The sequence below is a fragment of the Winogradskyella sp. J14-2 genome (assembly GCF_001971725.1).
GTDB lineage: Bacteria > Bacteroidota > Bacteroidia > Flavobacteriales > Flavobacteriaceae > Winogradskyella.
Window position 1 is genome coordinate 2,503,376 of record NZ_CP019388.1, and the last position, 25,542, is coordinate 2,528,917.

General features: G+C 34.0%; 23 protein-coding genes and 1 riboswitch. Of the genes, 16 read left to right on the forward strand and 7 right to left on the reverse strand.

The genetic code is table 11. The features are described from left to right. Positions 1-92: 92 nt before the first annotated feature. The 5 genes from BWZ20_RS11210 to BWZ20_RS11230 all read left to right on the forward strand — a co-directional run bounded on the left by BWZ20_RS11210 (position 93) and on the right by BWZ20_RS11230 (position 6,062). The gene (locus BWZ20_RS11210; RefSeq protein WP_076620051.1) at positions 93-461 is read left to right on the forward strand and encodes a hypothetical protein; all 369 of its coding nucleotides are present in this window, start codon (positions 93-95) and stop codon (positions 459-461) included. A gap of 12 nt (positions 462-473) precedes the next feature. Continuing rightward, positions 474-1,316: a GLPGLI family protein gene (locus BWZ20_RS11215; protein WP_076620053.1), complete on the forward strand. Its 843-nt coding sequence runs from the start codon at positions 474-476 to the stop codon at positions 1,314-1,316. A gap of 93 nt (positions 1,317-1,409) precedes the next feature. After that, entirely contained in the window at positions 1,410-2,291 is an 882-nt protein-coding gene (locus tag BWZ20_RS11220; protein ID WP_076620055.1) for a GLPGLI family protein, read from the forward strand. A 111-nt stretch (positions 2,292-2,402) separates the two neighbouring features. Beyond that, positions 2,403-3,284 carry a GLPGLI family protein gene (locus BWZ20_RS11225; protein ID WP_076620057.1) on the forward strand — a complete coding sequence of 294 codons (882 nt, stop codon included), beginning with the start codon at positions 2,403-2,405 and terminating at the stop codon, positions 3,282-3,284. A gap of 21 nt (positions 3,285-3,305) precedes the next feature. Continuing rightward, the gene (locus BWZ20_RS11230; protein WP_076620059.1) at positions 3,306-6,062 is read left to right on the forward strand and encodes a TonB-dependent receptor; all 2,757 of its coding nucleotides are present in this window, start codon (positions 3,306-3,308) and stop codon (positions 6,060-6,062) included. 184 nt (positions 6,063-6,246) lie between these two features. On the opposite strand, the gene BWZ20_RS11235 is transcribed toward BWZ20_RS11230, so the two are convergent. The 3 genes from BWZ20_RS11235 to metK all read right to left on the reverse strand — a co-directional run bounded on the left by BWZ20_RS11235 (position 6,247) and on the right by metK (position 10,045). Beyond that, the gene (locus BWZ20_RS11235) at positions 6,247-6,684 is read right to left on the reverse strand and encodes a carboxypeptidase-like regulatory domain-containing protein (protein ID WP_076620061.1); all 438 of its coding nucleotides are present in this window, start codon (positions 6,682-6,684) and stop codon (positions 6,247-6,249) included. A gap of 141 nt (positions 6,685-6,825) precedes the next feature. Continuing rightward, on the reverse strand, positions 6,826-8,643 hold the full coding sequence (locus BWZ20_RS11240) for a carboxypeptidase-like regulatory domain-containing protein (protein WP_076620063.1): 1,818 nt from the start codon (positions 8,641-8,643) through the stop codon (positions 6,826-6,828). A gap of 148 nt (positions 8,644-8,791) precedes the next feature. Next, positions 8,792-10,045, reverse strand: a complete 1,254-nt coding sequence (gene metK / locus BWZ20_RS11245; RefSeq protein ID WP_076620065.1) for a methionine adenosyltransferase — start codon at positions 10,043-10,045, stop codon at positions 8,792-8,794. A 376-nt stretch (positions 10,046-10,421) separates the two neighbouring features. Next, positions 10,422-10,546, forward strand: a riboswitch (SAM riboswitch). 285 nt (positions 10,547-10,831) lie between these two features. On the opposite strand from metK, the gene BWZ20_RS11250 reads away from it, so the two are divergent. The 5 genes from BWZ20_RS11250 to BWZ20_RS11270 all read left to right on the forward strand — a co-directional run bounded on the left by BWZ20_RS11250 (position 10,832) and on the right by BWZ20_RS11270 (position 16,426). Continuing rightward, positions 10,832-12,124, forward strand: a complete 1,293-nt coding sequence (locus BWZ20_RS11250) for an O-acetylhomoserine aminocarboxypropyltransferase/cysteine synthase family protein (RefSeq protein WP_076620068.1) — start codon at positions 10,832-10,834, stop codon at positions 12,122-12,124. A 98-nt stretch (positions 12,125-12,222) separates the two neighbouring features. Then, positions 12,223-13,239 (forward strand): alpha/beta fold hydrolase, encoded by a 1,017-nt coding sequence (locus tag BWZ20_RS15315; RefSeq protein ID WP_076620070.1) that lies wholly within the window; start codon positions 12,223-12,225, stop codon positions 13,237-13,239. Further along, positions 13,202-14,296 carry an aspartate kinase gene (locus BWZ20_RS15320; protein WP_076620072.1) on the forward strand — a complete coding sequence of 365 codons (1,095 nt, stop codon included), beginning with the start codon at positions 13,202-13,204 and terminating at the stop codon, positions 14,294-14,296. Before BWZ20_RS15315 ends, BWZ20_RS15320 begins: the two co-directional genes overlap by 38 nt. A 204-nt stretch (positions 14,297-14,500) precedes the next feature. Continuing rightward, entirely contained in the window at positions 14,501-15,595 is a 1,095-nt protein-coding gene (locus tag BWZ20_RS11265) for an acyloxyacyl hydrolase (RefSeq protein WP_076620074.1), read from the forward strand. Positions 15,596-15,682: 87 nt separating this feature from the next. Further along, complete coding sequence (locus BWZ20_RS11270) at positions 15,683-16,426, forward strand: head GIN domain-containing protein (RefSeq protein WP_076620076.1); 744 nt, start codon at positions 15,683-15,685, stop codon at positions 16,424-16,426. Positions 16,427-16,631: 205 nt separating this feature from the next. On the opposite strand, the gene BWZ20_RS11280 is transcribed toward BWZ20_RS11270, so the two are convergent. The 3 genes from BWZ20_RS11280 to BWZ20_RS11290 all read right to left on the reverse strand — a co-directional run bounded on the left by BWZ20_RS11280 (position 16,632) and on the right by BWZ20_RS11290 (position 19,132). Then, positions 16,632-17,222 (reverse strand): CHAP domain-containing protein, encoded by a 591-nt coding sequence (locus BWZ20_RS11280; protein WP_076620080.1) that lies wholly within the window; start codon positions 17,220-17,222, stop codon positions 16,632-16,634. A gap of 62 nt (positions 17,223-17,284) precedes the next feature. Continuing rightward, positions 17,285-18,178: a gliding motility-associated ABC transporter ATP-binding subunit GldA gene (gene gldA, locus BWZ20_RS11285; RefSeq protein ID WP_076620082.1), complete on the reverse strand. Its 894-nt coding sequence runs from the start codon at positions 18,176-18,178 to the stop codon at positions 17,285-17,287. A gap of 222 nt (positions 18,179-18,400) precedes the next feature. After that, positions 18,401-19,132, reverse strand: a complete 732-nt coding sequence (locus BWZ20_RS11290) for a T9SS type A sorting domain-containing protein (RefSeq protein ID WP_076620084.1) — start codon at positions 19,130-19,132, stop codon at positions 18,401-18,403. Between the two features lie 438 nt (positions 19,133-19,570). Here BWZ20_RS11290 and BWZ20_RS11295 point away from each other — a divergent pair, with 438 nt between their 5' ends. From BWZ20_RS11295 to BWZ20_RS11310, 4 genes are read left to right on the forward strand one after another with little or no spacing between them, the layout of a single operon-like run. After that, complete coding sequence (locus BWZ20_RS11295; RefSeq protein WP_076620086.1) at positions 19,571-20,398, forward strand: prephenate dehydratase; 828 nt, start codon at positions 19,571-19,573, stop codon at positions 20,396-20,398. Continuing rightward, a complete protein-coding gene (locus BWZ20_RS11300) occupies positions 20,395-21,537 on the forward strand; it encodes a pyridoxal phosphate-dependent aminotransferase (RefSeq protein ID WP_076620088.1) in 1,143 nt (380 codons plus the stop codon). The genes BWZ20_RS11295 and BWZ20_RS11300 overlap by 4 nt, the downstream gene beginning before the upstream one ends. 4 nt (positions 21,538-21,541) lie before the next feature. After that, the gene (locus BWZ20_RS11305) at positions 21,542-22,393 is read left to right on the forward strand and encodes a prephenate dehydrogenase (RefSeq protein WP_076620090.1); all 852 of its coding nucleotides are present in this window, start codon (positions 21,542-21,544) and stop codon (positions 22,391-22,393) included. A 29-nt stretch (positions 22,394-22,422) separates the two neighbouring features. Beyond that, on the forward strand, positions 22,423-23,505 hold the full coding sequence (locus BWZ20_RS11310) for a bifunctional 3-deoxy-7-phosphoheptulonate synthase/chorismate mutase type II (protein WP_076620092.1): 1,083 nt from the start codon (positions 22,423-22,425) through the stop codon (positions 23,503-23,505). A 52-nt stretch (positions 23,506-23,557) separates the two neighbouring features. Here BWZ20_RS11310 and BWZ20_RS11315 read toward each other — a convergent pair whose 3' ends face one another. Continuing rightward, positions 23,558-24,052 (reverse strand): hypothetical protein, encoded by a 495-nt coding sequence (locus BWZ20_RS11315; RefSeq protein WP_076620094.1) that lies wholly within the window; start codon positions 24,050-24,052, stop codon positions 23,558-23,560. 80 nt (positions 24,053-24,132) lie between these two features. On the opposite strand from BWZ20_RS11315, the gene rsgA reads away from it, so the two are divergent. Continuing rightward, on the forward strand, positions 24,133-25,083 hold the full coding sequence (gene rsgA, locus BWZ20_RS11320) for a ribosome small subunit-dependent GTPase A (RefSeq protein ID WP_076620096.1): 951 nt from the start codon (positions 24,133-24,135) through the stop codon (positions 25,081-25,083). Beyond that, positions 25,080-25,532 (forward strand): D-aminoacyl-tRNA deacylase, encoded by a 453-nt coding sequence (gene dtd / locus BWZ20_RS11325; protein ID WP_076620098.1) that lies wholly within the window; start codon positions 25,080-25,082, stop codon positions 25,530-25,532. The genes rsgA and dtd overlap by 4 nt, the downstream gene beginning before the upstream one ends. The last annotated feature ends 10 nt before the right edge of the window (positions 25,533-25,542 follow it).

Sequence of the window (25,542 nt, forward strand, 5' to 3'; positions counted from 1 at the left end):
TAATCGCTTAACACACGTTAACACTAGTTAACTCAATTAACAAGACTAAGTCTAGATATTTGTGGTGTATTAATCAATTAAAAACAACAGTTATGTTTAAAAATGTATTAACGTGCTTAGCATTAGTATTAGTAACATTGGGATTTAGTCAGAATCCACAAAACGAAAAGATTGCCAATTTATCACAAACAAAAATTACTAATCTAGAAGTAGTTGTTACTGTAGATTCTGCAAAAGACATTGAAAAAACTTTTAAAGTAGAAGACATAAAAGAAATTTTGAAGGAGTCTGATCCTAATGAAGAAATTTCATTTAGCCTGGTTTGTAATAGAACTAAAATATCCAACGGAAAAAAATCTACAATGACCTATAAAATTGAAGGTAATTCTAACGAACCGGAAGAATTTTTATCTTTAGTTTCAAAACTAAGATCATCAGCTATAAAATATTACAATAATTAAAATCAATTAAAAATGACCACAATTATTAGAGTTATAGTTTTGGCGTTAACAGCTGTTTTTACGGCTGTTAACGCACAAGACTTTCAAGGTGTTGCAACATACAAGACGCAGCGACAAGTAGATATTAAGCTAGACAGTACAAAGATGAATGATGACATGCATCAGAAAATGATAGCAATGATGAAGAAGCAATTTCAAAAAACGTTTACACTTAGCTTTAATAAAGAAGAATCGGTCTACAAGCAAGAAGAAGTGTTAGACAAACCAAATGTTGGTTCTGGGTTTAATATTCAAATCATGGGATCAGGAGGCTCAGATATTTTGTATAAGAATATTAAAACTCAGCGTTTTGTTGAGCAAAAAGACACTTTTGGAAAAATATTCTTAGTTAAAGACAGTATAAAGGGTGTTGAATGGAAGCTAGGTTCTGAAGCCAAATATATAGGTGAATACCAATGCTTCAAGGCAACATACACTAAGATGGTAGAAAAACCAAGAGTAGTTTTTAATAGTGAAAATGAAGAAGAGACAGAGAAAGAACCTGAAATGGAAGAACGAACAGTTACAGCGTGGTATACACCACAAATTCCTGTAAACCACGGCCCAGATAATTACCAAGGGTTGCCTGGTTTAATTTTAGAAGTACATGATGGTAAACTAATCATTGCATGCAGTAAAATTGTACTAAACCCTAAAGAAAAATTAACAATTATTGAGCCTGATAAAGGTAAAGAAGTTAGCCAAAAAAAGTATGACGAAATTATGGAGAAAAAAGCTAAGGAAATGATGGAACGTTTTAGGCCAAAAAAGGGGAGAGATAACGGAGAGCATATAGAAATTAGAATTGGTGGCTAAGCAGGTGTTGATGTTAATTTTATGGTAAAGAAATTCGTTTTGTTTTATTAAATTTTATATTCGTTAAACAAAAAACCAATTAAATCCTTTATCATGAGATCAATATTCTTTAAAACTAGTTTTCTTCTTTTGCTGTTTTTAACCGTATTAAAATTTACAGGAAATGAGCGTAAAATTGCATCAGATGTTTTGAATGATGATTTTCAAGGACAGGCATTTTATATCTCTAAATCTAAAATGGAACTTGGAAGATGGGGAGACCGACTTAGCGAAGCACAAAAAAAGCAGGTAGAGGCAAGGTTAAAAAACAGATTGGAAAAAGAATACATTTTAATTTTTAACAAAGAAGAAGCTTTGTTTTACGAAGATGAAAAGCTAGATGCAATGTCTGGTGCCACAGATTCTTGGGGTAAAAACTTTTCGCCAGGTAGACAATACAAAAATGTTAAAACCAACACTCAAATTCAGAGCCAAGAGTTTTACGGAAAAAAGTTTTTGGTAAACGATAAATTACAAAATATTAGCTGGAAATTAGGTAAGGAAACCAAACAAATAGGAAATTATGTATGTTTTAAGGCTACGGCATCTATCCCTACAAGCCAATTGGCTTGGTACGATTTTTCCTGGAGCAGACTGCGTAATGAAAATAGTCGTGCAGAAAAACAGAACGATTCTATACCTAAAGCAAATGATGAGCCTAACGCAGAAATGACTGATATAGAAGCATGGTACACACCTAAAATTCCAGTAAGTCATGGTCCATTAGAATATTGGGGTTTGCCAGGTTTAATATTAGAAGTAAGTGCTGGTAATACCACAATGTTGTGTACCAAAATAGTTTTAAATCCAAAAGAGAAATTAGAAATTATTGCACCAGATAAAGGTAAGGAAACCACAAAAGCAGAGTATCAAAAAATCATCGTTGATAAGATGAAAGAATTTCGTAACAATCGTATGGGCAGAAGACGAGGTTAGTTTATTAACATAAGTTTAACGCAATTAAATTCAACAAATGGCGTCTAAACAGGTCTAAGTATATATTTAGAACAATACATTTACAATTGTTAATCAAGATTAAATTATAATATGAAAAAATTACTTCAAAACCTTACATTCTTAGTCATAATAGGTATTTCAGCTATTTCATTTTCTCAACAAGATTTTCAAGGTAAAGCTTATTATATGTCCAAGACCACAATGGATTTAGACCAATGGGGTGGACGAGAAATGTCACCAGAACAGAAGAAACGTATAGAAGAGCGTATGAAAAGTTTTCTCGAAAAAGAATATATATTAACCTTTAATAAGGAAGAATCCATCTATAAAGAAGATGAAAAACTTGAGGCACCAGGCTCAGGTAGAGGATGGGGAGGTTTTGCTAGCAGTTTTACAGGCGGCCCAAAATATAAAAATGTAAAGTCTAAAGAGTTATTGCAAGACCAAGAGTTTTTTGGTAAGCAATTTTTAATTAAAGACGAATTAAAATCCCTAGAATGGAAAATGGGCACCGAAACTAAACAAATTGGTCAGTATACCTGTTTTAAGGCAACCGCAACTAAAACTGTAGATGAATTTGACTGGAGAAGTATGAGGCGCAGAAGCGACAATAACAGAAAAGAAGGTGAAAAGAAGAACGACTCTATTAAAAAAGACGATGACCCAATGAACGAGATTGAGGTGCCAAAAACCATTGAAGTGGTAGCATGGTACACACCACAAGTGCCAATTAACCAAGGCCCAGACGATTATTGGGGCTTACCAGGTCTAATCTTAGAAATCAATGCAGACAGAACTACAATACTATGCACTAAAATAATTATGAATCCTGAAGAAAAGGAAGCCATAGAAAAACCTGAAAAAGGTGATGAGGTGACCAAAGCTCAATACAACGATATCATCACCAAAAAAATGCAAGAAATGCGCGAAATGTATGGTGGACGACGAGGCGATAGAGGCAGAAGAAATTAAAAAAACTAATACAATCAATAAATGAAAAAAGTTATAATGCTACTATGTTTAGTAGCAATTAGCAGCACTTATGCTCAAATTAAAATGCAGGGTGTTGTAAAAGATAGTATTGGCGCACCATTAGAATTGGCTAATGTCATCGCAATCAATCAAGAAACTAATGGTTTAGAATCCTATGCTGTTACCAATGATAAAGGTAAGTATATCTTGTCATTAGGCAAAAACGGAAAATACAAATTACAAGTAAGTTATATAGGGTTGGCATCTTATGAAGAAATCATTACTACTACAGAAAGTGATATTACCAAAGATTTTATCTTAATGCCAGATAATGCACTAGATGCAGTAGAGCTAACCTATGAAATGCCCGTAACTGTAAAAGGAGATACGCTCATCTATAACGCAGATTCTTTTAAAAACGGAACGGAACGAAAATTAGAAGACGTATTGGCAAAGTTACCTGGTGTAGAGATAAATGATGACGGACAGATTGAAGTAGAGGGTAAAACGGTGTCTAAAATTATGGTTGAAGGCAAGGATTTTTTTGACGGCGACACAAAGTTAGCAACAAAAAATATACCGTCTAATGCAGTAGATAAAGTACAAGTATTGAGAAATTATGCCGAGGTTGGTCAATTAAGAAGCGTCACTAACAATCAAGATAACGTAGCTATAAATATTAAATTAAAAGAAGGCAAAAAGAACTTCTGGTTTGGTGATGTTACCGCTGGCGCTGGTGCAGCTCCTTCTCCAAATGATGAGTTATACCTCGTACAACCAAAACTATTTTATTACAGCCCAAAATATAGTGTTAATATTATTGGTGATATGAATAATATTGGCGAGGTGGCACTAACCAATAGAGATATTAGGGGTTTTGGTGGCGGTTTTAGGTTGCCGAGTAGAACTAGTGGTACAAACATTAACCTAGGTGACAATGGCCTAGCAGGCCTCACTAATATTGCAAACGCCCAAGAAGTAGTAACCAAATTGGCGTCAGCAAATTTTAGCTACTCACCAAATAAAGCATTAGATCTAAGCGGTTTTTTAATTTATAATAGTAGCCGTTTAAGAACACGAGAAGAAAACTTTGTTGAATATATTGAAGTAGAAGACGACCCTAACACACCGATAGATGAATCTCTTACACCACCTAATGAAGAAACTATATCTACTGGTAGAGAGGCAACCAACCAATTTGTTACCAAATTGAGCGCTTCATATAAGCCCAATGTAAACAATCAGTTAGATTATGATGTCTTAGCGCGGACATCAGACGATCAAGAACGTCAAAATTTATTTTCATCTGTGGTTGGTAATACTAATCAATTAGATCAAGTAAAGCCTTTCAGTATTAACCAGAATTTAAATTACTATTACACACTAAACGAAAATAACATCTTTGCGTTTGAAGCACAGCACCTAATAAAAGATGAAGACCCATTTTATAATGCTGTTTTAGATGATGACAATGATGCTTTTGATAATACCGCAACAGATTTAGGTTTAAATTTAAATCAGATAAATTATGATTTAAATCAAGAAAGACGCGTAAAGAGTAACCAATTAGACGCTAAATTAGACTATTATAACATACTAAATTCTAAGAGTAACATTAACCTTACCTTAGGAACTATCTTTAGCCAGCAAAACTTTAATTCTAATATTTTTCAGTTCTTAGATGATGGTACACGTTTAGAACCAACACCAACTGCCACAGATTTAGAAAATAATACCTTATCTGCTTTTAATGATGATGTTGAGTACCGTTTTAGCGATGTATATTTAGGTGTGCATTACAGATTTAAAACAGGAAAGTTTACCTTTACGCCAGGCGTATCTTTCCATGCGTATAGCAATCAAAACACACAAAACGGTAATACATTTAAAGATAACTTCTTTGATGTGTTGCCAGATTTTGAAGCGCGTATTCAGTTTAAAAAAAGCGAGGCACTACAGTTTAATTACAATATGACTAATACCTTTACGGATGTTACCAATATTGCTAAAGGATTAGTGCTCAATAACTTTAACAGTATACAATTTGGTAATCCCGAGCTGCAAAACGCACTATCTCATAATTTCACTTTGTTTTACAGTAGCTTTAATTTGTTTAATTATACCAATGTGTTTGCAAGAGCTTCATATAGTATTAACGAAGATCAAATAAGATCATTGACAAATTTTGAAAATGTAATCACCACAAATACGTTTTTTAACTCTCAGTTTGCAGATGAAAACGCCTCATTGTTTGGACGCGTAGAACGTACTTTTGGTAAAATTAGAGCACGCCTTGGAGCTAATTTTAATTATAGCAAGCTCAATCAATTTATTCAAGGAAGGCAATCCCTTAATCAAAGGTTTACACAAACTTATACTCCAGAACTACGAACTAATTTTAGAGAGGCACCAAACTTACGATTACGTTATAGATATACTGTAACCGATAATGATCAAGGTAATAATACTACCAAGTTCATAACTAGAGCACCTTCAATAGAGTTTGATGCGTACATTTGGGATGCACTTACATTTGTAACCGAGTTCACTTACAACGAGCAGGAAAATGCTGGACAAACAGAAGTATTTAAAACTTGGGACGCATCTTTACGTTACAGAAAAGACAGAGATGCAAAGTGGGAATATTCGCTTAGAGCTTCTAACATTTTAGATATCGATTCTAATATTAATAATGGAGCAGGTAATATCTCAGTTTTTAGTTCTGAAACGTTTATACAACCTCGATTTATTACCTTTAGGTTAACTTATACTTTGTAGAATATTGTAATATAAAAATTAAAAAAAGCCTTCTCTCCAGTCACTGAGCTTGTCGAAGTGGAGAAGGCTTTTATTTTAATAAATGCTAATGCATAGTACTCGTTATGTACTAAAGTAGAATTGTTAAAAAAAGACTTCTGATTTAAAATCAATAAAGGGTTGCGTAGAAACTTAGTTTATTTTGCTAATTCGAGGAGGTAGATAGATTGTGGTTATGCTCGCAAAACCAAAAGAGACAAGAGGTACCTTCTTTTTTAAGAGTTATATCTATATGCTTGTCTTTGCTTTTTGGATCTAGGTTTAGAATAACATTTTTATAGCCTTTTCGTTGCGCTGCTATTGGCAAAAAATTATCGTGAGCAGATGCATTTTTTATTTCAAAATGACCTTTAGCATCCGTTTGTACTGTTTGATTTCCAATAGTTACGGTGACACTGTCTAGAGGCTCATTATTGTCATTGACTACTGAGCCTTTAAAGTTTGCTTCAACTGGTTTTCCTAAATATTCAGTTAATGTATTTGTATTATTGGTTTGGTCTTTTAAATTACCGTCAGTGTTGTAAGATGAAATAAAAAAGATACAAATAAGAAATACAAATACTTTTAGAGTAGTTGATTTCATATGATGATTGATGATAAATTATGAGTGTAAAATTACAGAAACAGCCTGACTATAACGTTAAATTTCTCATAAAGAAAAATGCTCAAATCTTAAAGTTTAGATTTGAGCATTTTTATTCTAACCCTAAGTGGTTTGCAGTAATTAATTATCTCTTAAAACGTGAACTACGCCAGTTATGGTATGTGGGTTCCCATTCCAATCTTCATAGCTACCACTAAAGTTGATGTCGATGTATTCTCCAACATTGCCTAAAGCGGTTAAATTATAGGTAATATTATTGTTTTCATCAGAGACGCTTAAACATTCTCCGATGAAAAAGCCTGTATCGTCTTGTTCATTATAGTTTAAATAGTCGTATGTACCAAGATATTCTGGTTCATTTAATTTTCCATTTAAATAAAAACAATTTCCCTGACCATTGCTTTGCCCAACAATATCTATAACAGGACCACTTGGGCTATCAAGATTTTCATTAAATGCAACTGAGAAGTTTTCAAAAAATAAAAAGGATTCATCATTATCAATGGTATATTGAACGAATTCAGTTACGTCATTACAAGCACTTATGGTTCCTATATTGGTTAAAGGCGTTGTAAAGGTGTAACTTATACTATCAGTAACTTGTAAGTTAACGTAGTCACTAGCTTCAACAGCAAAAGTGTTATTGTCATCACATCGTAAAAGATTAATTATAAATTCTCCATTACTCACAGCATCTATAAAGGTTTGGTTTCCGTAACTTAATTGTACATAACCATCTGTTACAGCATTACCATCACAGGTATTGAAAGTTCCAACGACAGTTTCTTGAACAACATCTGGATTATCTGGAACTATGATTACGATATTAGCGTCTTCCGTAAAAGGTCCAACCGCTTCTGTGTGTAATGCAGTATCACCACAAACATCATAGCTGTACACGTTTAGTATTAAGCTTTCATTGCTAGGTACATAACCACAAACCTCACCGTTTTCATTAGTATAACCATAGGTAGTCCCAAATGTTGCACTTGTAATAGATACTTGCATGTTGGCTAAAGGAACATTGTCGTCATCTATTGTCGTAACACAGAGTGTAATAGCTTCCGCAGGAATATCACAATTCCAAAAGCTAAAATGAGAAACTGTACCAACATACATATTGCCCTGCAAAGTTGCTTGTCCTTCTTCTTTCCAGTACCCATTGACTTCATCAAAATACCAAAGCGGAATGGTGTTAGGCGCTATACTCATTAAACTGGCATCAACAGGAACTTTGATTTCAGAAGTTGAGCCTTCAGCTAAATTTAAATCTTCTCCACCAGAACCTCTGAGTTCCACAGCTAGCATACCCAAAGTTTGAAGCATACGCTCGGCACCATTTTCATTTTCAGCATAGAGCATACCTGGCATTTGTAAAGGCATATCGTCATCGGCAGGATCTAAATGATGTAAAATTACATCCACAGATCCATCATAAGTTGAGCCGTCTTCTTTGATAAAGTTTCCATCAAAACTTACAGAGCTTCCATCGGTTGCGGTAACAGTTCCAGAAGTACCACTTGTTACAGAGCCAGCAACTGTAGCTTCTAGCATCATAATAGTAACTTTATTTGTTCCGTTGGAAGGTACAACGCTACGTGAGGCGTGAATATATCCAGCTTTTTCGGCTTTTATATAACCAAAACGTTGCTTAACTGTAGCTCCGTTAATCATAAAAACACCATTGCTGTCGGTTGTTGCGGTTTCGCTACCGATAGTAATGGTTGCTCCTTCAATAGGATTATGGTTTTTGTCGATGACTGATCCTAGGAAGTCTCGAGAAATGTCATTTCCAAAATATTCTGAAAAGGTGTCTGGAATATTTTCTTGTGGATCGTTGTTGCCTATGCCATCATCATCGTTTTGACAGGATGTTATTGCAAGTAATGAGAATAAAAGGATTAAAATAAGATTTGGGAAGTTTTTAATACTTTTCATAATGAATTGATTTAGTTATAAGTAAGTCTCGGTGAGACGTTGTGTAAATATAACAATTATGATCCTAAAACTCCTACCTTTTCTCATAAACAAAAAACTCTGACTAAGTTAATAATCAGAGTTTTTTTAATATTATGAGTGACAATAATTACAAGCCAAAAGCTTCTTTTACTTTGTCTACATAGTCTAATTTTTCCCATGTAAATAGCTCTACTTCCAATGTTTTTGGTTCGCCATTTGGCTGTTGAAAGGTTTTAGTAACTACTTCGTTATGTCTTCCCATATGGCCATAAGCTGCGGTTTCGCTGTACATTGGTTGACGTAGTTTTAAACGCTTTTCAATAGCTGCTGGTCGCATATCAAAAATTTCAGAAACCTTTTGAGCGATTTCCCCATCTGTAAGATTAAATGGGCAAGTACCGTAAGTATCAATAAAAATCCCCATTGGTTCTACAACACCAATGGCATAAGACACTTGTACTAAAACCTCGTCGCAAACACCTGCGGCAACTAAATTTTTTGCAATATGTCTTGTTGCGTAAGCAGCACTACGATCTACTTTACTAGGGTCTTTTCCAGAAAATGCTCCACCACCATGTGCGCCTTTTCCACCGTAGGTATCTACGATTATTTTTCTGCCAGTTAAACCTGTATCTCCATGAGGTCCACCAATTACAAATTTTCCGGTTGGATTGATGTGATATTTAATATCATCAGTAAATAGTGGTTTAATATGGTCTGGTACTTTTGCTATAACACGTGGCATTAAAATCTCAACAATATCTTTTCTGATTTTTGCCAACATAGCTTCATCGGTATCAAAGTTATCGTGCTGTGTAGAGATAACAATGGCATCGATACGCTGTGGTGTATTATCGTCATTATATTCTATAGTAACCTGGCTTTTAGAATCTGGTCTTAAATAGGTGATGTCTTTATTTTCACGACGTAAAGCCGCTAATTCTTTTAAAATAAGGTGCGATACATCTAATGCCAAAGGCATATAATTTTCTGTTTCGTTTGTGGCATAGCCAAACATCATACCTTGGTCGCCAGCGCCTTGTTCTTCTTTACTTGCTCTATCTACACCTCTGTTAATGTCTTCAGATTGCTCGTGTATTGCAGAAATTACTCCACAAGAGTTACCGTCAAACATATATTCACCTTTGGTGTATCCGATTTTGTTTATGGTGTCTCTTGCTATTTGTTGTACATCGAGATAGGTGTTAGATTTTACTTCACCAGCAAGAACAACTTGTCCTGTTGTTACTAAAGTTTCACAAGCTACTTTAGACTCTGGGTCAAAAGCTAAAAAGTTATCAATTAATGCATCACTAATTTGATCTGCAATTTTATCTGGATGGCCTTCTGAGACACTTTCAGAAGTAAATAAATATGGCATAAATCCTATATTTTTTGGTTTGTTGTTTTAAAATTGTGAGATTGCTTGGTCGCTAGAGAAGTCTAAAACTAACTGCTTTAGCATTTTTTAATGAGGTTGCAATCAGACAAATTTTTCCTCTTAATAAATCTTGGCAAAAATAAAGATTTTAATTAAGATAGAAAGACTCCAAATGATAATGAATTCATAAATTCTTAACGGTTTAATTTTTTATTTACTGATTAGTGGTGTTTGTAAGTGTTTGTTTTTAAGATACTTATGCTGGGTGTTTGTGTTTTGGGTTTTGTTAAATATTTAAAAAATATCAGAAATAATTTTGAATTTAAATTTTTCTATCGCAATATTTGTGCTCACAAAGTTCAAAACACTTACTGAAATGTTATCAAGAAAGGTGGAGGGAATAGACCCTGTGAAGCCTTAGCAACCCTTAGACTTACTAAGAAGGTGCTAAATTCTACCTGAACGTGCAAATCATTTCTTGCCAATTCGGATAGATAACTCAAGACCAATTACCCATTTGTAATTGGCATTTTCTTTATAACATTTTTCTATTAAGTACGCTTCTAAAAAGAGGCTTATTTGGCTTTTGGTTTAATCGTGCTATTTGTTGAATGAGATTAATGATAGAGAAACAGATAGATTTTTTGATTAGACGAGAAATAAAAATTTAGCATAGCCTTGGCTACGGTCAATTTTTATTTTGAAGTATTAGCGAAAAAGATGCTTTTTACTCCATTAATCTTGTTCTGCAAATAGCACTCATTATTAACTCAAAAACTTAGAAAAATGAGTACACAAAAATTTGCAACACAAGCGTTGCACGTAGGACACGATGTAACAAACAATGGAGGAACCAGAGCAGTTCCTATTTATCAATCTACAGCTTATGTCTTTAATGACTCGGACCATGCTGCTAATTTATTCGCATTGGCAGAAACAGGCAACATTTATACCCGAATCAACAACCCTACGAACGACATTTTAGAACAGCGCTTAGCGGCTTTAGAAGGTGGTATTGCGGCTGTGGTAACAGCATCTGGCACATCAGCTATAGCAACATCATTACTGACATTACTTAAAGCAGGAGATCATATTGTAGCATCGAGCAGTCTGTATGGAGGAACCTATAATTTGCTGAGTGTAACCTTGCCAAGACATGGTATTACTACAACCTTTGTAGATCCATCAAATCCAGAAAACTTTAAAAATGCAGCTCAAGAAAATACGAGAACATTTTTTATAGAATCTCTCGGAAATCCTAAGTTAGATGTTTTAGACATTGAAGCAATTTCAAAAGAAGCAAAAGCATTTAAAGTACCATTAATTGTAGATAATACGGTAGCAACACCTTATTTGTTAAACCCAATAGAATATGGTGCTAATATCGTTATTCATTCGTTGACAAAGTACATAAATGGCAATGGTACGGCACTTGGAGGTGTCATTATAGATGCTGGTACTTTTGATTGGACAAATGGAAAATTCCCAGAATTTACAGAGCCTTCACCCGGTTACCATGGTTTGGTGTATAGCGAAGCTTTAGAAGCAGCGTCATTTATTGCAAAAGTTAGAATTGAAGGTTTAAGAGATTATGGTGGAGCATTAAGTCCGTTTAATGCATTTCAAATCATTCAAGGTTTAGAGACCTTAGAATTACGAATAAAAAAGCATAGCGAGAATGCACTTCAACTTGCCAAATGGCTAGAAGAGCAACCAGAAGTTTCATGGGTAAATTATCCTGGTTTAGAGGCTAGTAAATACAAAGTTCTAGCAGAAAAATACTTGCCAAAAGGACAAAGTGGAATTGTAACTTTTGGAGTTGATGGTGGCTATGACGCTGCAAAAATTATAGCCGATAAGACAAAATTATTTTCGCTATTAGCCAATATTGGCGATACAAAATCTTTAATCATTCATCCTGCAAGCACAACGCATCAGCAATTAAGTGATGAGGCGCAAGAAAGCACAGGAGTGACAAAAGACCTTATAAGATTGTCTGTTGGCATTGAGAATGTTGATGATCTAAAAGCTGATTTAAAAGAAGCATTTCAATTAATAAAAAAGCCTCAATTGGCTTAATCTCTTTTTGTATTAGTGTTGTTTAATTAAGCTGAGCGACGAGACTTTCGTTCAGCTTAATTTAAAAATTTTCAGAGAAGAAATAAAAAAATCCAATTATGAGTGTACTTAAATTTATTGAGATAGATCATTTTGAGTTGTGTAGTGGTAGAAACATTAGCCTTAGATTGTCGTATCAAGTATTCGGAAAGCCATTAGGAAACAACCCAATAGTATTAGTAAATCACGCCCTAACAGGAAATTCTCAGGTAACAGGAAAAAATGGCTGGTGGAACGATATTGTTGGTAAAGACAAAATTATAGATACAGATATTTATACGGTTTTAGCGTTCAATGTACCAGGTAATGGGTTTGGTGGATTAGAAGAATCTTTTTTAGAATATTATAAAGAATTTACAGCAAGAGATGTAGCTCGTATTTTTTCTGAAGGACTAAACCGTTTAAATATTAATGCTTTATACGCTATCGTTGGTGCATCTGTTGGTGGTGGTATTACTTGGGAGTTGGCAGCATTACGACCAAATTTGGCAGCATATGTAATTCCAATAGCTACAGACTGGAAATCTACAGACTGGGTAATTGGTAATTGCTTCATTCAAGATGAAATATTAAACCATTCGTCTCAACCACTTTTTGATGCCAGATTGCATGCCATGACGTTTTACAGAACGCCAGAATCTTTTGCTTCAAAATTTAAAAGAGAAAAACAACGAAAAGATGCTTTTAAAATTGAAACTTGGTTAGCGCACCATGGAGAAAAACTAGAAGGAAGATTTGATTTGTCAGCTTACAAAATGATGAATCAAATTTTAAAAACTATCGATATTATACAAGGCAGAGGCACGTTTACCGAAGTGGCAAAACACATTGCTTCTCACATTCATATTATAACAATTAATTCGGATTTACTATTTAAATCAGACGAAAACTGGAACACATTTGTAGAACTAAAGTCAGTAAAAGAAAATGTTACTATTGGCGAGCTAAAATCTAATGATGGCCACGATGCTTTTTTAATTGAGTATCAGCAACTCATTAAGCTATTAAAACCGGTTTTTAATTTAAAATTACAAGAACATGACAACTATACATCTAGCTATATTCGGAATTGGTAATGTAGGCTCTGCATTAATCAATCAGATTCAACAACAAAAAAGAAAGTTTCAAGAGCGGCAACAATTAGATATTCGGATTTCTGTAATTGCAAATTCAACATTGGCATTTTTTGCTAATGACACCAGGGACGAATGGGAGGTGGATTTTGAAAAATTTTCAGAACCTTATAACATTCAAGATATAATCCATCATTTTAAGACTTTAGGAGTAGAACATGCTATCGCAATTGATGCTACAGCAAGTACTGCATTTGTTGAAAACTACACCTTACTAATAGAGAACGGTTTTCATATCATTGCTGCAAACAAGGTTGCCAATACTTTAGATTATAATTTTTATAAAGAATTAAGGACGGTTTTAAAGCAGAACAACAAGAAGTTTTTATATGAGACTAATGTTGGTGCTGGATTGCCAATTGTAGAGACTATTAGAAATCTGCATCAATCAGGAGAAGAAATCCACAAAATAAAAGGTGTGTTTTCAGGATCACTAAGTTATATATTTAATACGTATTCAGAAGAAGAATTGCCTTTTCATAAGGTGTTAAACAATGCTGTTGTACTTGGTTTAACAGAGCCAGATCCAAGAGACGATTTGTCTGGTAAAGACGTGGCAAGAAAGCTCTTGATTTTAGCAAGAGAATTGGGCTTAAAAGCTGAGCTCAGTAGTGTAAATATAACCTCTTTGGTGCCCAAGCAGCTCAATGGATCTACAACAATATGTGAGTTTAAACAACGTGCTTTTGAGTTAGATGACAGTATTAAATTAAGCACGGCAAAACAAAATAAAGACACTGTTTTACGTTACATTGGCGAACTAGATGTGCTAAAAAACACCTTAGAAGTGAAGCTTGTTTCTGTGCCAAGGTCTTCAACTTTAGGACAGTTAAAAGGGACTGATAATCTTATTGAAATTTATACAGAATCGTATAATGAGCAACCATTAGTAATTCAAGGCGCAGGTGCAGGTAAGGCGGTAACCGCAAGAGGTGTGCTTTCGGATATTCTTAAACTTTGTGCGCATTTACAAAAGGTTAATGTACACAGTTTTAATTAATGTTTTAATAACCATTTATTGCGCTATTGCTAAGATTTAAAATATAGATATTACAGAAATTTGCAGCAAAACCAAATCGCATGAAAAAGTATAAATTAGAATTCGGTTTTGCACTAAAGTTAATGGTAATAACAGTATTATCTTTAGTAGCAACGCTATTTTTAAATTAAATATTCTGTTACTTTTGCCAGTAATCATTGATTTATGAAATACTGGCTAACAGCTATAGTTATAATGTTTAAATTCTTATTGTTTGCTCAAAATAATGAGAATTCAAATTCTTACCTAGATATAAACTATTTTGCTGGGAATATAGCTCTTCACAATAACGATATCCTTCATTTAATTCAAGGGCATCCAGAAGGTGTAATTCTCAGTTGGAACAAGAAAACTTTCGGTGAAGAAGCTTGGCAACAACGTTTTAACTATCCAGACTATGGTGCTTCCTTCATTTATCAAGATTTAAAGAATGATGTGCTTGGTGAAAATTATGGACTGTATGCGCACTATAATTTCTACTTTTTTAAGCGTAACCTAATGTTTAGAATTGGGCAAGGTATTGCCTATACCACTAATCCTTATGATAAGGTAGAAAATCATAAAAACATTGCTTTCGGGTCGCATTTACTGAGTTCTACTTACGTAATGCTCAATTATAAAAAAGAACGTTTGTTTAATAGGTTTGGTTTACAAACAGGCTTGTCTTTAATTCACTATTCTAATGCCAACGTAAAAGCGCCTAACACCAGCGTTAATTCTATGACTTTTAATTTAGGATTAACCTACAACTTAGATGAAGAAGATTCAGAATATATAGATAATTTAACGGATGAGAAGTTTACAGAACGCATAAAATACAATATAGCTTTTAGAAGTGGTATAAATCAGAGCGACGTTATAGGAAGTGGGCAATTTCCATTTTATATAGTTTCGGCTTATGCAGATAAACGTTTGAATCATGTTAGTGCTGTTCAGTTTGGTGCAGATGTGTTCTTTTCTAACTTTTTAAAAGAGTTGATTTATTATCAATCCGTTTCTTTTCCTGAGTTAGATGTTACTGGTGATGAAGATTATAAACGTGTAGGACTATTTGTAGGTCATGAGTTGTTTATCAATAAAATGTCCATAGAATCGCAGATAGGCTATTATGTCTATTATCCGTTTGATTTTGAAGGCAGAACCTATTTAAGAGTTGGACTAAAACGCTATTTTGGTAAGAAATTCTTTGGAGCTATAACCTTAAAATCTCATGGTGCTAAAGCAGAAGCCGTTGAATTTGGAATTGGAGTAAGATTATAAATTTGTCATTCCTGAGTTGGGCACTGAGCGATGGTCACTGAGCGAAGTCGAAGTGAGTCGAAGTGAGGCAAGGAATCTATTTTAGATATGAAGAAAATAATTTATTTATTGGTTTTTCTTGTTTTTGCTTGCAATAGCGAAGATGCTAACGATTGCTTTCAAACATCAGGAACTATAGTGCAACAAGAAATTGATGTTGTTGGCTTCGAAAGAATTTTAGTGAATAGAGATATAGAATTAATCATTACTGAAGCACCAGAATATAAAGTTACTATTGAAACAGGTGAGAACTTAATCAATGATGTAAAGGCAGAAGTTATTGGAGATAGATTAGTGCTCACAGATGATAATACCTGTAATTATGTGAGAGACTATGGTATTACAAAAATTTATGTTGAAGCACCAAATCTTAAAGAAATAAGAACGTCGTCGCAGTATGAGATTTCATCAAATGGAGTCTTAAGCTATCCTAGTTTAAAATTATTGTCTGAAGATTTTAATGAAGCTACAGATTTTACGGTTGGTGATTTTAGATTGTCTATAAATTCAGAGAGTTTACGTATTACTTCAAATAATATTTCATCATTTTATATCAATGGTGAAGTGGAAAACTTGTTCGTTGGTTTTTTCTCAGGCTCTGGGCGTTTTGAAGGTGAAAACTTAATCGCTCAAAATGTGGAAGTAAACCATAGAGGGAGTAATGACATGATTGTAAATCCTCAAGCATCACTAACAGGGATTTTAAGAGGAACAGGACATCTTATTTCTGTAAATGAACCACCACTAGTTGCTGTAGAACGTATTTACAGTGGTCAGTTGTTTTTTGATTAGTTAAGGTTTACGATTATTACTATTATTAAAACAATTACAAATAACCCAAGCCTTCTATTCCATTCTTCTTGTAAAATAGTTGTAAAAGGTTTCTTGCCTAAGTAAAAAAGCCATTTAAAAGAAGCTCCAAAGTATTTTAAAATATCCGGAATCGCTTCTTGAATTATACCTGCTAAAAATTCTAACAAACCCTCTAGCATACTAATCACTTTCTCAACCAGCCTAAAATTCTTGAATTGTCAATTTGCCACTTTTCATTTTTAAATAACAAATCATACCTTTCTCTAGAATTGCCATAAGGTCCTGAATTCTGTTGTGTAATTTCAATTTCATCTTCGTTTACTTCAGAAATTATTGAGACATGTCCATGTTTGTTTGAAAATGTTCCAGAATAAATCAATAAATCGTTCACCTTAGGTTTTGATTTACTAGGATTTGTATACTGAATTAAACCTCGCTGTTTATTTAGTTGTCCATCTTTTAAATTGTCAATAAAAAAATCTTTGGCGTGTCCATAACTTTCAGGCATTTTGTGATGTAACTGTTCATAGTAGTAGCGTTTAACAAACTCTACGCACTGAAATTTTAATCCTAAATTATAGCCGTCTTCTGATATTGCTCTGCCGTTTACATTATCAATTTTTCCATTGTAGTAAACAGATGTACCATTAAGGTTGTCTATTTCTTCTCCAATACTATACTTAGGGTTTGGGTTTGTACTCTCAATTAAAATATATCCACCTATAGCAAAAACAACAAAGACTAATAATAGTGTCTGTTTTTTTAATTTATTCATTAATAGTTTCTAATTTAAAGTATTAAATTCCTTCCCTCAGGGAAGGCTAGGATGGGCTTTTATCAACTCGTCAATTCCCTAAACAAACTCTCTAAACTTGCGTTTTTTTGATTGAGTTGAAGAATCTTCAATTCATTGTCATGGGCAAAATCAAAAACATGAGAGCGCATATCTTCTTTGGTTGAAAATGTGATTTCGTAAACAAAACCATAAGTATTCTTAACAGAAGCAACTTTAGGTAAGCGTAACAGAAATGTATCCTCAACACGGTAATCAAACTCTACAATAATTACTTGTTCTTGGCCTTCTCTGAGGTCTTTGAGGTATTTGTCAGCAACCACTTCTCCTTTGTTAATAATTATAACACGATCGCACATGGCTTCAACCTCTTGCATAATGTGCGTAGATAAAAACACGGTTTTTTCTTTACCAATATCCTTAATAAGGTTTCTTATGTCTACTAATTGATTTGGATCTAAGCCTGTAGTTGGTTCATCTAAAATTAAGACATCGGGATTGTGCAGTAGCGCGTTAGCCAGACCAACACGTTGTCTGTAACCTTTGGAGAGTTGGCCTATCTTTTTATGCGCTTCTGGTGTTAATCCAGTAAGTTCAATGACTTCATTAATTCTAGATTTTGGAGTGCCATACGCATTGGCATTAAAGTTTAAATATTCTTTTACATAAAGATCTGTGTAAAGCGGATTATGTTCTGGTAAGTAGCCTACACTTTTTTGAACGTTCTTCTTGTCCTTAGTAACATCAAATCCGTTGACGCTTGCATCGCCTTCTGAAGCTTCAATATAGGTTGTTAGAATCTTCATCATTGTGGATTTTCCGGCGCCATTTGGTCCTAAAAAACCAACAACTTCTGCGTCCTTTACTTTAAAAGAAACGTTATTTAATGCTTTTTGATCTTTATATAGTTTTGAAATATTATGGACTTCAATAGACATAATTCAGAATATTTGAATTTATTTTTTTCTGCTACAACAAACGTTGATAGGTACATTTTTTAGTAACAAACTAATCGATCTATCTATGGTGTATAGTCAACTTTTATGGGATTAAAGTTAATGATTTTCGGTTAGTCACAAATAATAAAAATTAAGGTGGATTCGAATACATCCAAATCCACCTTAATTGTAATTGTTTAATGCTAGCAAACGTTAATTTGTTTATGCTTTTATAAATTTTGATGTTTTACCGTTATCGAACATTAAAAAGTATATTCCGTTGTTTAAATTTTGAATATCTATGCTATGGTCACTAGATATAGTTGCACTCATAATTTTAACACCCAGATTATTATATATACTATAACTTTTAATATCTAATGCTTCTTGAATATAAATAAAGTCAGAAGATGGTATAGGATAAATGGTTGTATTTTCATCATTGAAATCATTAATACTTAATGTGGGTGTTGTAAAGACAATGTCATCTAGACCAAATGAATCGTCACCTATGCTACTGGTTATAGTAAAAGAACTAACATTGGTCCAATTTAGAGTTACGGTAGATCCCATGCCATATGTGAGGTCTTGGTTAACACTAGAGTTGCTGCCGCCTGATGGAGTAAAAGTATAGGTGCGAGTTCCAGAAAATGTATATGGAGCCAGTGCGTACACCGAAGTTATATCAACTGGAGAGCTAAAAGAAACTGTGGCTGATTCACCAGAATCGGTTTGGTAGGTATACACCACATTTCCAGATGAGCCTGCAAAGCCATTACCATTAATAAGTTTTGAGTCATCAGAAGAGTAGGATGAGGTAAATGTTGCAGTGATACCTGAGACAGTTTGGCTTATTCCGTTACCAGTATCAGTAGCGCTTTCCCAATCGAAAGTTTGAGAAAAAGATATAATGCTAAATAGTAAAAAATAATAAGTAGGGTAGATTTTTTTCATTTTTTAAATAATTTAATTGATAGTATTTGGGGCTTGCTAACATGCCTTTAAATTTTAAAAGGCAGGCAAAAATAATCAATATCTAATTCCACACATAGATTATTACAAAATCTTTAAAATTTTATTAATGGCTCAAAAAAGAGTTCTCAACAATTTTGATTTGTAAAAATATTATTTACTTTAGCCTTATCGAATTATGACAAATACATCTAGAGCATATTATAACTGGTTTTATTTCTTTTTTAACGAAAGAAACGAGGCTTAGTATGTTTTAATGAATAAAATATAAGTTTAAAAAGTCTCGAATTATTCGAGACTTTTTCTTTTTCAATCCTTTTGATTGAAAAAGTCCTGAACTGTTACACTGAGCGCTGGTCATTGAGCGAAGTCGAAGTGAGTCGAAGTGTGGTTTCAGGATCTCATTAAATAATTGTTAGATTGACAAAACCAATAGCCATACAAGGAATAAGAGGGTCGTTTCATCACGAGGTAGCTCAAAAGTACTTTAGCTCTACAGCAGAAGTCATTGAGTGCATGTCTTTTGATAGGGCTGTAGACAATTTATTACAACATGAGACAGATAGTATGGTTATGGCTTTAGAGAATTCTATAGTAGGTTCAATAATTCCAAATTATGCACTAATAGACAATCATAGTCTGAGTATTGTTGGTGAGTATTATTTGGATATTCAGCATAATTTATTAGCCTTGAAAGGTGAAACTTTAGCAGCTATAAAAGAAGTGCACTCGCATCCCATGGCATTGTTACAATGTAAAGTTTTCTTTAAAGACTATCCAAATATTAAGTTGGTAGAGGCTAAAGATACAGCAGAAGTTGCTAAGCAAATTTCAGAAAATAATAGTAAAGGAATCGCAGCTATAGCAAGCAAAAATGCAGCAAGTTTATATGATTTAGATATTTTGGCAGAGAGCATTCAAACTATTAAGCATAACGAAACACGCTTTGCTATTGTTAGGCGAGAAAATAGCCACCTTGAACGAAAAGGAATTAATAAGGCATCTCTAAAATTTGAATTAGACCATAAACGTGGTAGTTTAGCTACAATACTCAATGTAATGAGTGATTGTAACCTAAACCTAACTAAAATTCAATCTTTGCCAAAAATTGAGACACCTTGGAAGTATGCCTTCTTTGTAGATGTTACTTTTGATGCACTCGAAGATTACGAAAAAGCATATGCCATCATACAGATTATGGCTGAGAATTTTAAAGTGTTGGGTGAATATAAAAATGCAAAAACATGATTGAAGTAGCCAACCGTTTAAAACATGTCGAAGAATATTACTTTTCTAAAAAGTTAAGAGAAGTGGCCTTTTTACAGTCTCAAGGAAAGCCAATTATAAATTTGGGTATTGGTAGTCCGGATTTAGAGCCGCCTTTTAAAGCTACTATGCTTTTAAAAGATAGCTTGGATGAGGAAGGAGCTAACAAATATCAAAGTTACCAAGGTTTACCAGAGTTGAGAGAGGAGATTGCCAATTTTTACAAAAAACAATACAAAGTAAATCTAAGTGGGCAAACTGAGGTATTACCACTATTGGGAAGTAAAGAAGGTATTATGCATATCTCTATGGCTTTTTTAAATCCAGGCGATGAGGTGTTGATTCCAAATCCAGGATATCCAACGTATGCTGCCGTTACTAAATTATTAGAGGCAAAACCCGTTTTTTACGACTTAAAGGAAGCTAATTATTGGTTGCCAGATTTTATTGCTCTAGAACGCTTAGACTTAAGCAAGGTAAAAATCATGTGGATCAGTTATCCGCATATGCCAACAGGAGCTAATGCGCCAAATAAGTTTTATGACGAAGTTATAGCCTTTGGAAGGCGACACAATATTTTAATAGTAAACGATAATCCCTATAGTTTTATACTAAACAAAAAGCCAATTAGTATTATGCGCTATAACCATGCAAAAGAGGTTTGTTTGGAGTTAAATTCATTTAGCAAAACCTTTAATATGGCAGGTTGGCGCGTTGGTATGTTAGTGGGTAGTTACGAGCATCTTAGTGCAGTACTCAAAGTAAAAAGTAATATGGATTCAGGAATGTTTTATGCCATTCAAAAAGGAGCGATAGAAGCCTTAAAATGTTCAGATATGTGGTTTGTAAGTTTAAATAGTGTGTACGAACAAAGAAGAGTGCTGATTTGGAAACTGGCAGAAGCTTTAAACTGCACCTATGATGAGTATGCAACAGGTATGTTTGTTTGGGCTAAGCTACCACCACATTTAAAGTCTGAAGAATTTACCGATTTAGTATTAAAAGAACATTCCATATTTATAACACCAGGAACGGTTTTTGGAAGTAATGGCGAAGGTTATGTGCGTTTTTCATTATGCTCTCCAGAAGAACAAATAAAAGAAGCGATAGCGCGAGTTTAGAGAGATGAAACATGTATTTGTAATAGGAGTAGGATTGATAGGCGGAAGTTTTGCCTTAGATATAAAAAAGCAAAATCCGGAATGCATTGTTTATGGTGTAGACAAGAACGAAGCGCATTTAGATAAAGCAAAAACTCTAGGTATTATTGATAAAAAATCAAGCTTAGATGATATAGGTCAAGCCGACCTTGTTATTGTAGCCATTCCTGTAGATGCCACTTTAGAAGTATTGCCAAAAGTACTAGATCTCGTTTCGGACGAGGCTGTAGTGTTTGATGCTGGTTCAACAAAAGAAGGTATTTGTCTCAAGGTGAAAAATCATCCAAAGCGTAGAAATTTTTTAGCAGCACATCCTATTGCTGGTACAGAATTTTCAGGACCTGATGCAGCAATTCATGGTCTATATAACAATAAGACAAATATCATTTGCGAAGTAGAAGAAACGGCCTTCAAACTTCAAGAGAAAGCATTAAAACTGTTTACGGATTTAGGGATGCGTATAAGATATATGAATCCTAAAGCACACGATAAACACATAGCCTATGTATCGCATCTATCGCATATAAGCTCTTTTATGCTGGGCAAAACTGTGATAGAAAAAGAAAAAAACGAACGCGATATTTTTGATATGGCAGGTAGCGGTTTTGCAAGTACTGTGCGTTTAGCTAAAAGTTCGCCAGCCATGTGGACACCAATTTTTAAACAAAACAAAACTAATGTTATTGAAACGTTGGATGAATACATAAGTAATCTAGAGCATTTCAAAAGAATGATGTTAGAGGACGATTTTGAATCGGTTTTCAAAGAAATGGAAACTACCAACCATATAAAAGATATTTTAAACGGAATAGAATAAAAACTAAGAAAAAGAAGATTAATAGTAAGATGGAAAACAAGAAAGAATTGAGAAATTGGTTAGATGCTTTTAACTTAGAGCATCCGCTAGTGATTGCGGGACCTTGCAGTGCTGAAACAGAAGAGCAGGTTCTTAAAATTGCACATCAACTAAAAAATAGTGATGCTACTGTTCTAAGAGCCGGAATTTGGAAACCTAGAACACGTCCTGGCAATTTTGAAGGCGTAGGAGCCTTAGGTTTAAAATGGCTTCAAAAGGCCAAGCAAGAAACAGGTATGCAAATAACTACGGAGGTTGCAAATGCGCACCATGTAGAATTAGCCTTAAAACACGATGTGGATATCCTTTGGATTGGAGCACGTACCACAGTGAGTCCATTTATAGTGCAAGATATTGCAGATGCTTTAAAAGGAACGGACAAACCTGTGTTAATTAAGAATCCTGTAAATCCAGATTTATCATTATGGTTGGGTGCTGTAGAACGTTTCTACACTGCTGATGTTAAGAATTTAGGTGTCATCCACAGAGGATTTTCGACCTACGAAAAAACGCGCTACAGAAACAATCCAGAGTGGCAAATTGCGATAGACTTACAAAGCCGTTTTCCAGATTTACCTTTAATTTTAGATCCATCTCATATTGCTGGTCGTAGAGATATAATTTTCGATTTAAGTCAAACAGCATTAGATCTCAATTACGATGGTTTAATGATAGAAACACATCACGATCCAGACAATGCTTGGAGCGATGCAGCACAACAAATTACGCCAGAAACACTAATTAAGTACACAGAAGATTTACGTATTAGGAAGGAAATTGGTGAAGCTGCAGAGTTTAAAAATAAGATTAACACCTTAAGAACTAAAATAGATGTCATTGACCATCAATTAATTGAAATCTTAGGAAAGCGTATGCAAGTGGCTGATGAGATAGGAGCCTTAAAAAAGAAACACAATGTTGCGGTACTACAAAATAAGCGTTGGAACGAAATTTTAGGCAAAATGATATTAGAAGGTGAGGAGAAAAACTTAAGCGAGGAATTTATACTGCGACTATTTAAAGCGATTCACCAAGAGTCTATAAACCATCAAGAAGAGATTATTAATCATTAAAAGTCAAAAACAAAAAAGGCTCGCAATTGCGAGCCTTTTTTTAGATTGTATTTTATAAGTTTCTTTTAAAAGTGTATCTAGTAATAAAAATACCTTGTCCATCTCCTTTACCACCTTCACTTTCAACACCTGTATTAATAAATACCAGTTCCCAACCTTGAGCAACCATATCGTTAATTTTAGAAGTCATAACCGCATCATTCGCAGCAATATTCTGAAAACGAATACCTCCCAAATTATAGAAGTTTAATAATTTAGTTTCATCATATTCTTTTACCCTAATTTCGTTTCTCTTAGACTTGTTTTTTTCATCTTTGTCTTTATCATCAGAACGTGTTGATGTAAATTCTTTATAGTCTTTGGTTTCGTTCGCAGAAATCATTCGAGAACGTCCTAAACCATTAGGAACAATAGACTCAACACAAGTTACAACTTTGTACTCTACCTGTGCTTGTGGTTTTTCTTCACTGGTTTTTTCTTTGTTAATAAAAGAAAAAGAAACAAGTCCTACAGCAACTACTGCAGTAAAAAATAAATTTTTTTTCATGATTGTTAATTTTGTTTTATACCCTAAAGTAAAGACTTTTTTAACTAAAAGTTGTTACTTTGTTATTATTTTATTGTTGAATGATAGGAACAGTTTATAAATCTACCGGAAGTTGGTATACCGTTAAAACACTGAACGGTAAATTTTATGAATGTAGGATAAAAGGAAGGTTTAGACTTCAAGGTATAAAGAGCACCAACCCTGTTGCAGTAGGTGATAAAATAGCGTTTGAACTAGAAACTAAAAACAACACCGAAACAGGAGTTATTCATCGAATTGAAGAACGCCGCAACTACATTGTTAGAAAATCGGTGAACCTTTCTAAGCAAACCCACATTATTGCGGCCAATATAGATCAGGTATTTCTTTTGGTTACTCTAGATAATCCACCAACCTTTACAAGTTTTATAGATCGGTTTTTGGTCACTGCAGAGGCCTATTCAGTTAAGACAGTTCTATTATTTAACAAAATCGATACTTACGAAGAAGAACAACTGCAAGAGGTAAAATATTTGCAAAGTATTTATAAGAATATAGGGTACAAATGCATTGAGGTTTCTGCCACAACAGGTTACAATATAGCTAAAGTAAAGTCCTTAATGACAGGTAAGGTGAGTATGTTTTCTGGTCACTCAGGTGTAGGAAAATCTACTCTAGTTAACGCTATAGAACCAACTTTAAATCTTAAAACCAAAGCCATTTCAGAACAACACATGCAAGGACAACATACTACAACCTTTGCCGAAATGTTCGATTTAAGTTTTGATGCTAAAATCATAGATACACCAGGTATCAAAGGTTTTGGAGTGGTAGATATGGAAAAGGAAGAGATCGGCGATTATTTTCCTGAGTTTTTTGCTCTAAAACAAGACTGTAAGTTCAATAACTGTTTGCATCTAAAAGAACCAAAATGCGCCGTAAAAACGGCACTAGAAAATGATGAGGTGTCTTATTCTAGATATCGAAGTTATATTCAGATTTTAGAAGGGGATGAAGAGCACTATAGAACAGATAATTGGGATAAAGAATGAAAATTGTAATACAACGTGTCTCTGAAGCATCAGTTACCATAGATCATAAAAAAGTAGCATCGATTGGTAAGGGACTTTTGGTCTTACTGGGTGTAGTAAACCAAGATACCCAAGAGGATATAGATTGGTTGTGCAATAAGGTTGTAAATCTTCGCATTTTTTCTGATGATAAAGGAGTTATGAATACATCGTTGTTAGGTACAGGTGGCGATATAATAGTGATAAGTCAATTTACACTGCATGCAAGTACCAAAAAAGGAAACAGACCAAGTTATATGAAGGCAGCCAAACCAGATGTTGCCATTCCGATTTATCAAAACTTTGTTTCAACCCTAGAGCGTTTTTTAGGAAAGGAAATAAAAACGGGAGAATTTGGTGCAGATATGAAAGTACAACTAATTAATGATGGTCCCGTAACTATAATTATAGACTCAAAAAACAGAGAATAATTTAAGTGAC